This window comes from Streptomyces sp. Mut1, assembly GCF_030719295.1.
GTDB lineage: Bacteria > Actinomycetota > Actinomycetes > Streptomycetales > Streptomycetaceae > Streptomyces > Streptomyces castrisilvae.
The window spans coordinates 4,468,233-4,481,811 of the sequence record NZ_CP120997.1 but is presented as its reverse complement, the minus strand read 5'-3'; the positions used below and the strand labels follow the sequence as shown (position 1 = coordinate 4,481,811).

16 protein-coding genes are annotated in these 13,579 nt (G+C 69.9%); 12 read left to right on the top strand and 4 right to left on the bottom strand.

Translation table 11 applies throughout. The features are described from left to right. The first annotated feature begins 7 nt into the window (after nt 1–7). On the top strand, nt 8–634 hold the full coding sequence (locus P8A18_RS19365; RefSeq protein WP_306056130.1) for a Uma2 family endonuclease: 627 nt from the start codon (nt 8–10) through the stop codon (nt 632–634). Nucleotides 635–637: 3 nt separating this feature from the next. On the opposite strand, the gene P8A18_RS19360 is transcribed toward P8A18_RS19365, so the two are convergent. Further along, on the bottom strand, nt 638–1,153 hold the full coding sequence (locus P8A18_RS19360) for a GNAT family N-acetyltransferase (protein ID WP_306056128.1): 516 nt from the start codon (nt 1,151–1,153) through the stop codon (nt 638–640). Between the two features lie 81 nt (nt 1,154–1,234). Here P8A18_RS19360 and P8A18_RS19355 point away from each other — a divergent pair, with 81 nt between their 5' ends. Then, a complete protein-coding gene (locus tag P8A18_RS19355; RefSeq protein WP_306056126.1) occupies nt 1,235–1,630 on the top strand; it encodes a PPOX class F420-dependent oxidoreductase in 396 nt (131 codons plus the stop codon). Nucleotides 1,631–1,636: 6 nt separating this feature from the next. On the opposite strand, the gene P8A18_RS19350 is transcribed toward P8A18_RS19355, so the two are convergent. Further along, a complete protein-coding gene (locus P8A18_RS19350; RefSeq protein ID WP_306056124.1) occupies nt 1,637–2,632 on the bottom strand; it encodes a WD40 repeat domain-containing protein in 996 nt (331 codons plus the stop codon). Between the two features lie 58 nt (nt 2,633–2,690). Here P8A18_RS19350 and P8A18_RS19345 point away from each other — a divergent pair, with 58 nt between their 5' ends. Then, nucleotides 2,691–3,419: a GDSL-type esterase/lipase family protein gene (locus tag P8A18_RS19345; protein ID WP_306056122.1), complete on the top strand. Its 729-nt coding sequence runs from the start codon at nt 2,691–2,693 to the stop codon at nt 3,417–3,419. 160 nt (nt 3,420–3,579) lie between these two features. Here the strand turns inward: P8A18_RS19345 and P8A18_RS19340 are convergent, their stop codons facing one another. Beyond that, the gene (locus P8A18_RS19340; protein WP_306061005.1) at nt 3,580–4,356 is read right to left on the bottom strand and encodes an IclR family transcriptional regulator; all 777 of its coding nucleotides are present in this window, start codon (nt 4,354–4,356) and stop codon (nt 3,580–3,582) included. A 131-nt stretch (nt 4,357–4,487) separates the two neighbouring features. Next, nucleotides 4,488–5,309, bottom strand: a complete 822-nt coding sequence (locus P8A18_RS19335) for a nucleoside phosphorylase (protein WP_306056120.1) — start codon at nt 5,307–5,309, stop codon at nt 4,488–4,490. Between the two features lie 403 nt (nt 5,310–5,712). Between P8A18_RS19335 and P8A18_RS19330 the strand changes: the two genes are divergently transcribed. From P8A18_RS19330 to P8A18_RS19290, 9 genes are all read left to right on the top strand, one after another. Beyond that, on the top strand, nt 5,713–6,462 hold the full coding sequence (locus P8A18_RS19330; protein ID WP_306056119.1) for an ABC transporter ATP-binding protein: 750 nt from the start codon (nt 5,713–5,715) through the stop codon (nt 6,460–6,462). Beyond that, nucleotides 6,459–7,298: an ABC transporter permease gene (locus tag P8A18_RS19325; RefSeq protein WP_306056117.1), complete on the top strand. Its 840-nt coding sequence runs from the start codon at nt 6,459–6,461 to the stop codon at nt 7,296–7,298. The genes P8A18_RS19330 and P8A18_RS19325 overlap by 4 nt, the downstream gene beginning before the upstream one ends. A 32-nt stretch (nt 7,299–7,330) precedes the next feature. Continuing rightward, on the top strand, nt 7,331–8,359 hold the full coding sequence (locus P8A18_RS19320) for an ABC transporter substrate-binding protein (RefSeq protein WP_306056115.1): 1,029 nt from the start codon (nt 7,331–7,333) through the stop codon (nt 8,357–8,359). After that, nucleotides 8,346–9,140, top strand: coding sequence for an ABC transporter permease (locus P8A18_RS19315; RefSeq protein WP_306056113.1), 795 nt, complete (start codon nt 8,346–8,348; stop codon nt 9,138–9,140). Before P8A18_RS19320 ends, P8A18_RS19315 begins: the two co-directional genes overlap by 14 nt. Nucleotides 9,141–9,246: 106 nt before the next feature. Beyond that, a complete protein-coding gene (locus P8A18_RS19310; protein ID WP_306056111.1) occupies nt 9,247–10,224 on the top strand; it encodes a dihydroorotate dehydrogenase in 978 nt (325 codons plus the stop codon). Nucleotides 10,225–10,308: 84 nt separating this feature from the next. Beyond that, the gene (locus P8A18_RS19305) at nt 10,309–10,893 is read left to right on the top strand and encodes a hypothetical protein (RefSeq protein WP_306056110.1); all 585 of its coding nucleotides are present in this window, start codon (nt 10,309–10,311) and stop codon (nt 10,891–10,893) included. Then, nucleotides 10,890–11,372: a hypothetical protein gene (locus tag P8A18_RS19300; RefSeq protein ID WP_306056109.1), complete on the top strand. Its 483-nt coding sequence runs from the start codon at nt 10,890–10,892 to the stop codon at nt 11,370–11,372. Before P8A18_RS19305 ends, P8A18_RS19300 begins: the two co-directional genes overlap by 4 nt. Beyond that, nucleotides 11,369–12,667: a Zn-dependent hydrolase gene (locus P8A18_RS19295; protein ID WP_306056108.1), complete on the top strand. Its 1,299-nt coding sequence runs from the start codon at nt 11,369–11,371 to the stop codon at nt 12,665–12,667. The genes P8A18_RS19300 and P8A18_RS19295 overlap by 4 nt, the downstream gene beginning before the upstream one ends. After that, the gene (locus P8A18_RS19290; protein WP_306056107.1) at nt 12,664–13,551 is read left to right on the top strand and encodes an iron-sulfur cluster-binding protein; all 888 of its coding nucleotides are present in this window, start codon (nt 12,664–12,666) and stop codon (nt 13,549–13,551) included. Before P8A18_RS19295 ends, P8A18_RS19290 begins: the two co-directional genes overlap by 4 nt. Nucleotides 13,552–13,579: the final 28 nt, after the last annotated feature.

Genomic DNA, 13,579 nt, shown 5'->3' with positions numbered 1-13,579 from the left:
GCCCGCAATGTCTGCAGCAGCAGTCGAGCACCCCTGTGACGATGGACCGGAGCCCCTGCTCGTCACCGCCAACCGGCTCGCCGAGCAGCATCCCGGCTATCGCGTCGAGATCATCGGAGGCGTCATCACCGTGGCTCCGCCCCTGGACGGCCCGCACGCCCGCGCCCTGACCAAGCTCATGCGTCCGTTCATCATGGCCGGGCTCGACGATGGGGAGACGGCAGTCCTCCAAGGCATCGGCCTGTGGCTGCCGGGCGGTCCGGAGGACTACGCGATCCCCGATCTCGCCCTGGTCGACGCGGATTTCGACGAGCATCCGATCGAGTACAACTGCTACGACCCGGCCGTCTTCCGCCTGGTCCTGGAGGTCACCTCCAGCAACTACAACAGCGACCTGCGGCACAAGGTCGCCGCGTACGCCGAGGCGAAGGTCCCCGTCTACGTGATCCTCGACCGGAAGCACGGCCGCGTCCACGTCCTGACGGAGCCGCTGGAGGGCTCGTACGACCGCCACGAGGTGTACGCCCCCGGCCAGCAGGCGCCGCTGCCCGCCTCGATCGGCGCCGAGGTGAGTCTCGATGTCGCCGAGCTGATCCAGGCGGGCCGGGCCAAACCCCGTACGCCCGAGACCTGAGGCTCACCCCTCCCCCAGCCGCCACCGTTCCTCGCCGTCCTCCCACTCCCCCGTCCGCTCCAGACCGGCCCCGGCGGCCACGGCGGCGGACGCGGTGTGCTCGGGGTGGATGTGGGCGACGACGGTCCGTATCCCCGTCCCGCGCAGGTGGCCGACGAGCCCCCGGGCCGCTTCCCCGGCGTACCCCCGCCCCTGCCACGGGACGCCCACCACCCAGGCGATCTCGGCGAGCCCGCCACGCACACTGGCCTGCACATAGCCGATCAGCCGGCCGGTCTCCCGCTCCCGCAGCACCCAGTTCCACCACAGCTCGGCGGGGTCCGGCGAACCGGCGGTCTGGCGTGTGTACCGCGCCCGCAGGGCCTCGGCGGTCTCCGGGGCGCCTCCGGTGAAGGTGTGCAGGGCGGGGTCGGCCAGCACGGCGGCCATCTCGTCCGCGTGCGCCACCCGCAGGGGCAGGGCGTCGAGGCGGGGAGTGGTGAAGGGGGCGGGGCTGCGAGGGCCGCGATCGGTCGTCATGGACCGGGGACCTTACGCGAAACGCCTGTCGCCCGGCGGCTGCCGGGATGACACCGGGCCGAACCGGCGCACCATGGAGGTATGGATACGATCCCGGAGCTCAAGCCCTACGTGAAGCAGTACACCGTCCTGCTGAGCACGCAGCGGCAGGACGGGACGCATGCCGACACCCCGGTGCACATCGCGGTCGAGGGCGACCACGCCTACATCCGTACGTTCTCCTCGGCGTGGAAGGTGGAGCGGATGCGCAACCACCCGAGGGTGCGGATCGGCCCGTGCACCGTACGCGGGCGCCCGACGGGGCCGCAGATCGAGGCCCACGCGCGCCTCCTCCCGGCCGGGTCGAAGGAGAACACGCACGCGTCCCGGATGCTGTCCCGGAAGTACCCGGCGATGCAGGGCGTGCTCGTACCGCTCACCCACCGCGTCAAACGGGACAGGACCCTGCACTACGAGATCCGGCCGCTGGAGACCTGAGCGCGCTCACCCCTTGCGGCGCCGCCGGCCCAGGAACAGCAGCAGCCCGATCCCGGCCAGCACGGCGACTCCGGTCAGCGTGGTGCCCTTCACCGGCACCCCGTCGCCGTCGGAGTCCGCCGACTCCTTGATCCCCCCGGCCCGGTGGGTGGCACCGCCCCCGCCGCCGTCCCCGGTCTTCGGCAGGTCCACCCGTACGACACGGCTCCGCTCGCCCTCGGAGCCGTACATCAGGGCGGCGCCGTCCGCCGTGTACGTCACGGACTCGGACTGCGGGAGGAGGGGCGATTCGACGGGGTAGTCCTTGCCGAGCCGGCCGTTGGCGAAGGTGTAGCCGCGGGCGCTGAAGTAGGAGCGCAGGACCAGTTCCTTGCCGTCCGGGGAGAACGCCCCGTCCGTCACCCACGGCACCTCTCCGACCCGCCGGAAGACGTTGTCCGAGCCGGTCTTCAGCTCGGCGGGCCCCTCGTACAGCCCGCCGCCCTCCTCGTTCTTCGACGCGATGTAGACGCGTCCGGTCCTGGGGTGGACCATCAGCGCCTCCGCGTTGCGCGGGCCGTCGGCGTACTTGACGTCGAACTGGGTGGCCCGGACGGTCGCGTCCTTCAGCACCTTCGGCTCGGGGAACCGGTAGATCCAGACGTGGTCCCAGCTGCCGTTGAGGTTGTCGCCGATGTCGCCGACGTACAGATTCCCGTCGGACCCGAGCGAGATCGCCTCCACGTCGCGCGGGGCGCCGACGCCCTTCATGGTGATCGTCGCGACGGTCTTCCCGGTGCGGGAGTCGACGGCGAAGACGTACGGCCCGTCGTCGCTGTCGTTGTGCGTCCAGTAGATCCCCGGGTGGGCGCGGCTCGCGGCGAGGCCGCTGGACTCGGTGATGCGGGGGTCCTCGATCGTGAAGGTCCGGTCGGCCCCGTCGTCATCGGCCGCGGCGGGCGCCGCCACGGCGAGGGAGAGCAGGGCGGCGGAGCCCAGGGCAGTCAGTCGGTACGAACGCATGGCACAAGTGTCCATCGTCACGTACCGGGCCGTAGCCAAGATCCGCCATGATGGCGCCATGCGTTTCATGTGTGTCGGCGATTCCATGACCATCGGGCGCGCCGGCGACTTCACGTGGCGCTACCGCCTGTGGCAGCACCTGTCGGCGTCCCTCGACGGCCCCTTCGCACTCGTCGGCCCGCGCACGGAGCTGTACGACACCGAAACGGGCGCCGCGGCCTCCTCCGCGTACGCCGCCGAGGACTTCCCGCTCCCGGCCCGCCGCCACCTGGCCGGCTGGGGCGAGGGCTGGCTGCACATGGCCCCGGTGATCGCGGAGACGGTCGCCGCGCACCGCCCGGACGTCCTGCTCGTCTCGCTCGGCCTGATAGACCTCGGCTTCTACACGAACAGCGGGCAGACCGCCCGGAACGCCCGCGCCTTCCTGGCCGCCGCCCGTACGGCGAACCCGCGCGTCCGGTGCGTCCTGCTCCCGGTCATCCCGAACATACGCGCCGAGTCGGACGCCCCGTTCGCCGCCGAGTGCGCCCGCTTCAACGAACTCCTCGCGAAGGCGGTGGCGGACCTGGACACCCCGGCCTCGCCCCTCCTCCTGGCCTCCCACCCCCCGGCGTACGACATCCACACGGACACGTACGACGGCACCCACCCGGGCCCGACCGGCGAACACCACCTGGCCGCCGCCTTCGCCGACGCGATGCACCAGGCGTGGGACGTGGGCGGGGCGTACGCGGGGGCGGCGGCGGGGCGGCCGGTTGCCGGGGCGGCTGCTTCAGGGGGCCGCTGAGGTCACCGCCCACCCGGAAACCGCCTTGACCTGCTGTTTCAACTGCTGTTTCTCCAGCACTCCCGACTGGCCCGGCCGCCTGTATCCGTTCTCGCAGTTGGACGCACCGGGCCCCCGCTGGGTACGGGGCCCGCGCCCGTCGCGAAGGGCCGGCCCGCTCCTATCCGGCGGGTTCGGGGGAGGGCCGAGGGAGGGTGGGGGAGGTGCTGGCGACGTATCCATGTTCCATGGAGAGTGCGCGGGCGGCCCGCAGGACGGATTCGGTGGCGCGGGTACGGGCCAGCGGGTCCCGCATCCGCTGGCCCGCGGCAGCGAGGGTGATGCTGGACGTGGTCTGGCCGGTGGAGCCGAATACGGGGGCGGACACCGCCCAGACGTCGTCGTCCAGTTCGTTCTCGCACACGTCGAAACCCTGCATCCGCACCTGGACGAGATGGGCCGTCACGTGCCCCGCCGTGTGCGGGGTGTCTGTGGTGTAGGCCGTTAGCTCCTGCTCGCGCAGCACCATGGCGACGGTCTCGGGTGTCTGGTAAGCGAGGATGCTGCGGGCCGAGGCCGCCGCGTGCGGTGGCATGTCCTGGCCCACCCGAACGAACAGGCGTAGCGGGTGTATGCCCTCGACCAGAGCCACGCAGAGCAGGCGTGAGCCTGTCAGTTCGGTGAGGAACACGGTCTCGCCGCTTTCCTTGGCGACCTCTTCCATGGGGCGCGGCGGGCTGACCGCCGTGCCCTGGGAAGTGACGGCCATCGTGGACAGCTCGCTGAAGGCCGGTCCGATGAAGTACCGGCGGTTGCTGGGAGAGCGGGTCACGTAGCGTTCCGCGACGAGCGCAGCCATCACCCGGTGCAGGCTGCCTATCGGGATGCCCAGCTCCTCATGCAGTTGTTGCAACGACATGCCGCGCAAATGGGCCGCGATGACCCGCAGGATGCGCAGCGTTCTGGTGTAACTGTCGGTACTCAGCGGTCCGTCCGTTCGTCGGGGGCAAGGGGCTACCGGGCGCGGACGGAGGACATCGTCCTGGCGCCGTTGTCACGCCCGCTCGCGAGTGCTCCAGTGATGTGCAGTCACCCGTGCGCTGTCGAGGTCGTGATCGCGGTGCCCGCCTGCGGATCGCCGTCGTCCGAGAGTAGCGCCGCCGCGCTCACCGCCACCCGCAGCATGGCGAGTTGCGCGGGGCGGTAGTCCTCAAGCCAGTCGTCGGTGGCACGGTTGGCGTGCGCGACCAGCACGGCACCTGCTCGTACGCCGAGGGCCCCGGCCACCGCCAGCACCGTCTCGGTCTCCATCTCCAGGCCGTCGATGCCCAGTCCTCGCAGGACGTCCATCCTGGCGGCCGCGCGCTCCTCGTGTCCGGGAAGTGGCCGTCCCTGCCCGAGGTAGTACGAGTCGACGGTGGCGACGGAGATCTCGGTGAGCGGTACGTCCAGGCCGCGCGCTGCCTGCCGGAGGGCGGTCAGCACGGCCGGATGGGCCGTCGGCCCATCCGGGTCGCCGGGATAGTGCGAGGCGGCGCCGCTGCCGGGTACCGCCCGAACAGCCGCGCACACGGTACCCGGTGGGATACGGCCGGTCAGGGCGCCCATGCCGCCGGTGCGCAGAACGGTCGTTACTCCGAGCCGGGCGAGCTCGACAACGGCGATCTCGGTGGAGGGGCCTCCGATACCGGTCGAGCAAACCGCGATCCGCCGGCCGCCGGGTGCTCGGCCGGTACCGATCCTGAACTCTCGGTTCTGGCCGAGGATTCGGAAGTCGTCGAGCACCTCGGCGGCCAGGTCGACCCGGGCGGGGTCTCCCGGGAGCAGACAGACCGGTGGGAGGGTGCCGGCTCCGGCCGGGAGATGGGGCGGCGCCCCCTTGCGCCATGGATCCTGTGCGCTTCTCGCCATCGGCGACGACCTCCTTATGAAGACTCAATTTTCATGAGTGGAAGAAGTGTGTGACCGGGAACGTAACTTTCCAGCACGCGGGTTGCTCCTGCGTCGGCCCCACACATCCGGAAAAAGCGAACACGCCTGACGGTATACCCGATTTGCGGGCCGAGATCTAGGGCCTTGACTATGGCCGAAAAAGCATCCAGTCTCTGACTAGCGAAGTGGAAGCCCGTTTTCCAAATACGGAAATCTTGGTGGTGTGCCGGTGATCCGGAACGATCCCGCTGGGCTCCGTACGGGCACCGACGCCGTGACGATTGAGGAGATCTTCATGCCACACCACTCCACACACACCGATGACGGGTGTCACCGCGGCACGAGCGTCTCGGACCGTGCGATGTCGGGGGGCGGGGTCCGCATGAGCCCTCTCCTGTCGGTCCGAGGGGTCCACAAGACCTACACCTCTGCCAAGCGCTCGACGGTGGTGGCTCTGGAGGACGTAGATCTGGACGTGGGCGAGGGCGAGATCGTCGCGCTCATCGGGCCCTCCGGGTGCGGCAAGTCGACACTGCTGAGGATGATGGCCGGCCTGGACACAGACTTCGAAGGAGACCTGGACTGGAGTGTCCCTCCGCGTCCGGGCAAGGACATCGGCTTCGTCTTCCAGGAGCCGGCGCTGCTTCCGTGGCGCACAGTCCGGCGCAATGTCGCCTTGGGTCTGGAGGCGCAGCGCGACACCTCGGAGCAGGGGCGCGAGCAGGTGGCGAACCTGCTCGACCTGGTCGGTCTCACCGACTTCGCCGACTCGTTCCCCAAGGAACTGTCCGGCGGCATGCGCCAGCGCACCGCCATCGCCCGCGCGTTGGCCTACAACCCCCGGATCCTGCTCATGGACGAACCCTTCGGGGCGCTGGATGCCATCACCAGGGACCGGCTCCACGACGACCTGCTACGCATCTGGGAAACGACCCACAAGACCATCGTCCTGGTCACCCACAGCGTCGAGGAGGCCACCTACCTCGCCGACCGTGTGGCCGTGATGTCGGCACGGCCGGGCCGCATCAAGGCCATCCACACCGTCCCCCTGGACCGTGACCGCACCCCCGAGACCAGGCAGCTGCCCGAATTCGCGAAGTTCTCCGGCATGCTCCGTCAGGAGCTGGTGTGAGTACGGAAACCCTCACCCGCCGCCCGGCTCCCGGCCGGGACGGGAAGCGTCCCGCAGGATCCGGCCTCCGCCACAGCGGCGCCCTCCGCAGGACCGTACGGATACTGACGCCGCTCGCCTACGCGGCGGCCGTGCTGGCGGCCTGGAGCACCTATGTCAGGCTGGCCGACGTACCGTCCTATCTGCTGCCCGCTCCCGGCGACGTACTGGACGCGGGGGTGAAGCTGGTAACGGACGGCACGCTGTGGCCCAACCTCAGCTACACCCTGCGCAACATCGTGCTGGGATTCCTCGGCGGGTCATTGATCGGTATCGCCCTGGGCTGGGTGCTGTGGGCCTCCCGTACGGTGCGGGAGATCCTCGCGCCCTACATGGTGCTGCTCCAGGCCGCTCCCAAGATCGCCGTCGCACCGCTGCTGGTGCTCTGGTTCGGTCTCAGCCTGACCTCTCAGTACGCGCTCATCCTGCTGCTGGTCTTCTTCCCGATGGCCATGGCCACGATGCTCGGGCTGAAGGAGGTCACCGCGGACGTCAGCTCACTCGGCCGGCTGCTGCACCTGTCCCGCTGGCAGTATCTGCGGAAGATCCAGCTGCCCGCGGCTGTCCCCGCGCTGCTGGCCGGCGCCAAGATCGCCGTCATCGACGCCATGACCGGCGCGTTCCTGGCGGAGTACCTCGCCTCCGAACGTGGCCTGGGATACCTCATGGTGCTCGGCAACACCTCCAGTGACACCCCCCTGCTGATAGCCGCAGTCCTCATCACGGTGGCGGTCGGGCTCCTCGGTTTCGGCCTCGTCTCCCTGGCCGAGCGCAAGCTCCTGCACTGGAACCGCTGAGTTTCACTCCCACCTCGCCCCAAGGAAAGATCATGAACAGAAGGTCCCAGAAGCTGGTCGGTATCCCCGCCGCCCTGGCCGTAGCCGCTCTTCTCGCCGCCTGCAGCCCTGGCTCCTCCGGCTCGGCGAAGACATCGTCCGACGGCACCAAGAAGGTCACCGTCCAGATCGACGGCGCCGCGGTGCCGTACTACGCCCCGCTGTACGAAGCCAAGGAACAGGGCTACTTCTCCGACGCGGGCCTGGACGTCGATTTCACCTACGCCCAGGGCTCCGACATCGTGAAGAACGTGGCGTCGGGCAACGTCGACTTCGGCTTCCCGAACGGCGACTCGGTCGTCACCGCGTACGGCAAGGGCATCAAGACCAAGGTCGTGCACACCACCTATCAACAGGGCATCGGCTCGCTGCTCTCCCAGCCCTCCGCGAACATCGACTCCCCCGCGGACCTGAAGGGCAAGACCGTCGCGGTCACCGACCTCGGCAGCCCGAACTACATTCAGCTCCAGGCGATGCTCCAGAGCGCCGGTCTGAAGGTCTCCGACGTGAAGGTCCGCACCCTGGGCACTGGCGTCATCGTGGACGCGCTGAAGAACGGGCAGGTCGACGCGATCATCTTCTCGCGCCTGCGGTACTACGCGCTCCAGTCCGCCGGGGTCGAGGTGAACCAGATCCTGAGCGACAAGTACCTGCCCTCCTTCGGCAACGTGATCATCACTGGTGAGGATGCCGTCAAGAGCGACCCGGACACGGTCAAGGCGTTCGGCAGCGCGCTGAACAAGGGGATCGAGTACACCGTCAAGAACCCGCGTAAGGCGGTCGATATGTCGGTAAAGAAGTACGCCACCTCGTTCAAGGGCCAGGAGGAGGAGATCACCACGATCGTCGAGGACCTCTTCGTCAAGAGCCTGTGGCAGTCGGACAACACGCAGAAGAACGGCCTGGGCTCACCTGACCTCGCCCGCTGGCAGAAGGCCATCGACTCCCAGAAGCAGTTCAAGCTGCTCGACACGTCCTTCGACGCGAGTGATCTGGTGGTGAAGCCGGATGACCTCGACTGAGGCGGCCGCCCGCCCTGGCCGGACGGCCGACGCCGTCCGGCCGGTACTGATCGGCATGCTGTCCCTGCTGGCCGGTGTCGCACTTTGGTGGCTGGCCACAGCGGCCTTCGGTATACCGGCTTACAAGCTGCCGAGCCCGGCCACGGTGGCCAGTCAGGCCTGGCAGTACACCGGGGACGGCGTGCTCACGGTGCACATCCAGCAGACGCTGGCCGAGGTGGTGCAGGGTGTACTGATCGGCTTGGTGGCAGGGGTCGTCCTGGCGATCCTCTTCACCCGCGTGCCGCTCGTCGAACGCATTCTGATGCCGCTGGTCATCGTGGCGCAGGTAACCCCGAAGATCTCGATCGCCCCGCTGATCGTGCTCTGGCTGGGGCTCGGCATCGGCTCCAAGATCGCTCTTGTGGCCATGGTGTCCTTCTATCCGATCATGATCAACATGGTGACACGGCTCCGGTCCATGCCCACGAGCATCGACGACCTGGTCCGCCTGCTGCGCATCGGGCCGGTCGCCAGAGCCGTCAAAATCGACCTGCCGTACAGCCTGCCGGCCATCGCCGTAGGTCTGCGCCTGGGGGTTCTGCAGGCGGTGACAGCGGCGGTCATCGGCGAGTTCATCGGAGCGCAGTCGGGGCTCGGTTACCTGGAGAAGCAGGCCCAGGACAACGACGACATCAAGCTCGTGATCATCTGCCTCGGGCTGCTCTGCCTCATGGCGTGGGTCATGTACGCCCTCATCGGCTGGGCCGAGCGCAAGCTCACCGAGCGATTCGGCGGCTGACGCCCCGCGCCCCCGCCGCCCCCGCGCCGGTGGCCCGGACACCGGCCGGCCCGGCGCGCTTCCGCCCCCTTTCCCCCGATCCCTCCGACGCAGAAGGCAGGCCCCCATGATGGAGGTCCAGGACCACAGTCCCGCAGTGCTCGACGACCGTGACCGGCACTTCGCGGACCACGCCGCGTACCGGACCGACCTCGCGGTCCGGCTCGGCCCGCTGCGTCTGGCCAACCCCGTCATGCCCGCGTCGGGCTGCTTCGGTCCTGAGCTCGCCGCTCTCCTGCCGGTACATGAGCTGGGCGCGGTGGTCACCAAGACGCTTTTCTCGCAACGGCGTTCCGGCAACCCCTCGCACCGGCTCACCGAGAGCGCAGAGGGCATGCTGAACAGCGTGGGGATCCCCAGTCCGGGCTCGACGGAGTTCATCCGCACGGTGCTGCCCCGCTATCGGTCGTTCGGGGTGCCCGTCGTGGTGAGCGTCGGAGGCCTCAGCGTGGAGGAGTACTGGCGGATCACCGAGGATCTCGCGGACGCCCCCTGCAGGGCACTGGAGGTGAACGTCTCCTGCCCGAACCTTGAGCACGGTGGGCTCGCCATCGGAACGGACGCGTCGACCGTGGAGCGCGTCGTCTCCGGTGTCGTGGCGCGCACTTCACTGCCCGTCATCGTCAAACTGACCCCGAACGTGACATCGATCAGTGACATCGCGCGGGCCGCCGAGCAGGCGGGCGCGACCGCCGTGACAGTCGCCAACACCTTCCCCGGCATGGCCATCGACGTGACCGGGCGGAGCGCGGTGCTGGGCAACGGAGTGGGAGGACTGTCCGGGCCCGCGGTCCGGCCCATAGTGCTGCGCCTGGTGTGGCAGGCCGCCTCGGCCGTCGGGATACCCGTCATCGGATGCGGCGGCATCAGCACCGCGCGGGACGTCCTGGAGTTCGTCCTGGCCGGAGCCACCGCCGTACAGATCGGCACGGCGACGTTCACCCGCCCGTACGCCATGACCGGGATCCTGCGGGACCTCGACGCCCTGTGCCGCGAACTCGGCATCGCCCGTCTCGCGGACGAACGCGGCACGGTGCGGACCTGACTCCTCTCCGCGGCCGGGCCACACCTCCCGGCGCCTTACCCCGACCCCGCGCGGTCTCCACCGACTCCCATCCACGGAGCCCCCATGAACCTTGCCCAGGCCCTGCACACGGCACCCGACGTCCCCAGCGCTTTTCAGAGCGCCCAGCAACGAAGCGCCGAACTGTACGCCGACATACTCGCGGTGGCCCCCGCCGGCGACGGCCGGGTCGACGTCGTAGCCGTCCAGAGCCGGCCGTCCATCCTGCGCCGCACCGCGGCGCTGCTCTCCGAGGCGCTCCCCCCCGGAACCGACCGGCTGGTGTGCGCCGCCCCCGACGGCATCGCCGCCACCACCGCCCTGGCCCTGCACACGGGGCTGCCGTTCGCGACGGTGACCGGAAGCGGACAGGACGCCCGCCTGACCGGCGAGGCCCACGCGGGCGAGTACACCGTCGCCGTCGTGCCGTTGATGCGCACAGCGCAGGACGCGGCACCACCGCTGCGGGCCGCCCTGAAAGCCGGGATGAGGGTCTCCCACGTCCTCAGCGTGCTCAACCGCAGCGACAACGGTGTGGCGGACACGCTCCTGGAACAGTACGGAGTACGGTTCCACGCGCTCTTCTCCGCCACCCCTTCGCGGGCCCCGCTCGGGCCCGCGGCCGACCAGAAGGAGGACGATCCCCGATGACCGAAAGCACCCTCGCGATCCTGTCCGCCGCCCGTGAACTCGGCGCGGCCACGGACGCCTACGGCACCACCCTGAACACACAGGTGTCCCCGGCCACGGCCGATCTCATCGGCCGGGCCGTCGCCGACGCCGTACGCGACCTGAGGCCGGACCACATCGCGGTGTGGGAGAGCAGCGACGACGCCGTGCTCGCCCACATCGTGGCCCTGGCGACGGGCGCGACCGTCCTACGGGTCACCGACGCGTCCGGAATCGCCACCGTCACCCCCACCATCACCCCCGGCGACCGGGTCGTGCTGCTGGCGACCGCCTGGGAGCCGCGCTGGCTGAAGGCCCTGCTCAGCCTTTTGCACGGCGCGGACGCCGAAGTGGCCGCGGTGGCAGCTGTCCTGCACACGCCGGCACTCGACGCCGCGGGTTCCGTCCCCGTGGTATCGCTGCTCTCTGAGGCGGAAGCCGCGTCGGCCGGACTCCGATGACCGCGCCCGCCCTCGCCTCCCTCCCGCGCGCCGACGCCGGCCGGCTCCAAGCGCACCTGGACGCCTTCGCCGGATTGTCGGAGCCCGGCCGGGGCCCTGGCGTCACCCGACTCGCGTACACCCCGCTCGAACGCCGGGCCCACGACAGGTACGCCGCGCACATGCGGGCGCTCGGCCTGGACGTGCGCACGGACACGGCCGGCAACACGATCGCCGAACTGCCCGGCACGACCCCCGAACTGCCGGGCCTCGGCACTGGCTCCCATCTCGACAGCGTGCCGGGCGCCGGCGCGTACGACGGCATAGCCGGTGTGGTCGCGGCGATGGAGGTGGCGCAGCTGTATGTCTCCAGCGAGACCCGGCTCACCCGTCCGGTCCGGTTCGTGGCCTTCGCCGCCGAGGAGGGAGCCCGCTTCGGACAGGCGTGCACGGGCAGCCGGATCGCCGCAGGACTGACCGGTCCGGCCGACCTGGAGACCAAGCAGGACGCCGAGTGCGTGTCGCTGGCGCAGGCCATGACAGCTGTCGGCCTCGATCCGAACGACACCGAGGCGGCCCGCTGGCGCGGCGAGGACTGGGCCGCCTTCCTGGAACTGCACATAGAGCAGGGATCCCTGCTGGCGTCCGAGTCCGTTCCCCTCGGACTCGTCGACCTGATCTCGGGCAGCACCCGGCTGCGCCTCGATCTCACCGGACGGGCCTCGCACACCGGGGGGACCCCGATGCGGCTGAGGGCCGACGCGATGGCCGCGGCGGCGGAGATCATCCTGATGATCGAGTCCCTCGCCAACGACAGCCGCCATCACGGCACCCGCGCAACCGTCGGACGTATGAATGTCTCACCTGGGTCCCTCACCACGATCGCAGGGAGCGTCGAGGTGTATGTCGACGTCCGGGACGTCGACAACGACCGACAGCGGCTGACCGCTGCGGAGATCGTCGAAGGCGCACAGAGCATCTGCTCCCGGCGCGGAATCGGATACGAATCCCGGCTGCTGGCCGACGCCTCCCCCGTCATCCTTCCCCGATGGCTCCGGGACACCGTCGCCGAGGCCGCGACGGAGGCCGGGGTCGCACACCGGGTCATGCCGAGCGGGGCCAGTCACGACGCACAGATGATCAACCATGTGGTGCCCACCGGCATGATCTTCGTCCCCAGTCACAACGGCGGGGTCAGCCACAGCCCCGAGGAGCTGACCCGTCCGGCCGAACTCGCCGTCGGAACCGACATCCTGGCAGCGAGTCTCCTGCGACTTGAGGCCCGGCTGTCCGCACAGGAGGCCCTCGTAGCATGAACACCCTCGACATAACGGACACAGCGGCCGGCGTACCGGTCCGGGACAGCGTGACACCGCTGTCCGGGTCCGAGACCGACCGGCCCGCCCCGACCTGGCACCGTGCCCGGGTCCTCGCCTCCGCCCCGCACGGCCGGGGCTACCACCTCCTGCGCCTGGAAGCACCGAGCATCGCCCGTACATGCCGGGCAGGACAGTTCGTCATGCTGACCGCGGCCCGGGACGGGGACACGGGCCCCGTCCTGCCGCGCCCCATGGCCGTGTACAGCCGGAACCCGGAGGCCGGCACCCTCGACATCGTCCTCGGGGTGGTCGGTGACGGCACCCGCCGGCTGGCCTCCTTCCGCCCCGGCGAACGGATGCTGGTCGTGGGACCGCTGGGCCAGGGATTCCGGATCGCCCCGCGAACGCGGCGCGTTCTTCTGGTCGGACGCGGTATCGGCACCTGTTCACTGACCACGGTCGCCCAGGAGTGCGCCGGGACCGAAGTCGAGATCGTCGCCGTGGCCAGCGGCAGAAGCGCGGACAGAGTCGTAGGTGCCGACGTCTACCGGGCGGCCGGCGTGACCCGACTGCACGAGGTCACCGACGACACCGGCAGCAGCGACGTGACCCGGCTCCGGGCCATGCTGACCGCAGACCTCGACCAGGCCCCTCCGCAGCAGATCCTGACGTGCGGTTCGGAACGGCTGGCCCGGCTCTGTGAGGAGCTCGGCCAACGCTGGGCATCGGACGTCCAGGTATCGCTGGAAGCCCACATGGCCTGCGGCCTCGGGTACTGCCATGGCTGCGCCACCGGGACCAGGAGCGGTCCCGAGGAGTCCCCGCTGATCTGCGCGGACGGACCGGTCTTCCGCCTCACGCGCCCGGACACCGACCGGTGAACGGCACCTGGGCGGACGGCCCCGCAAG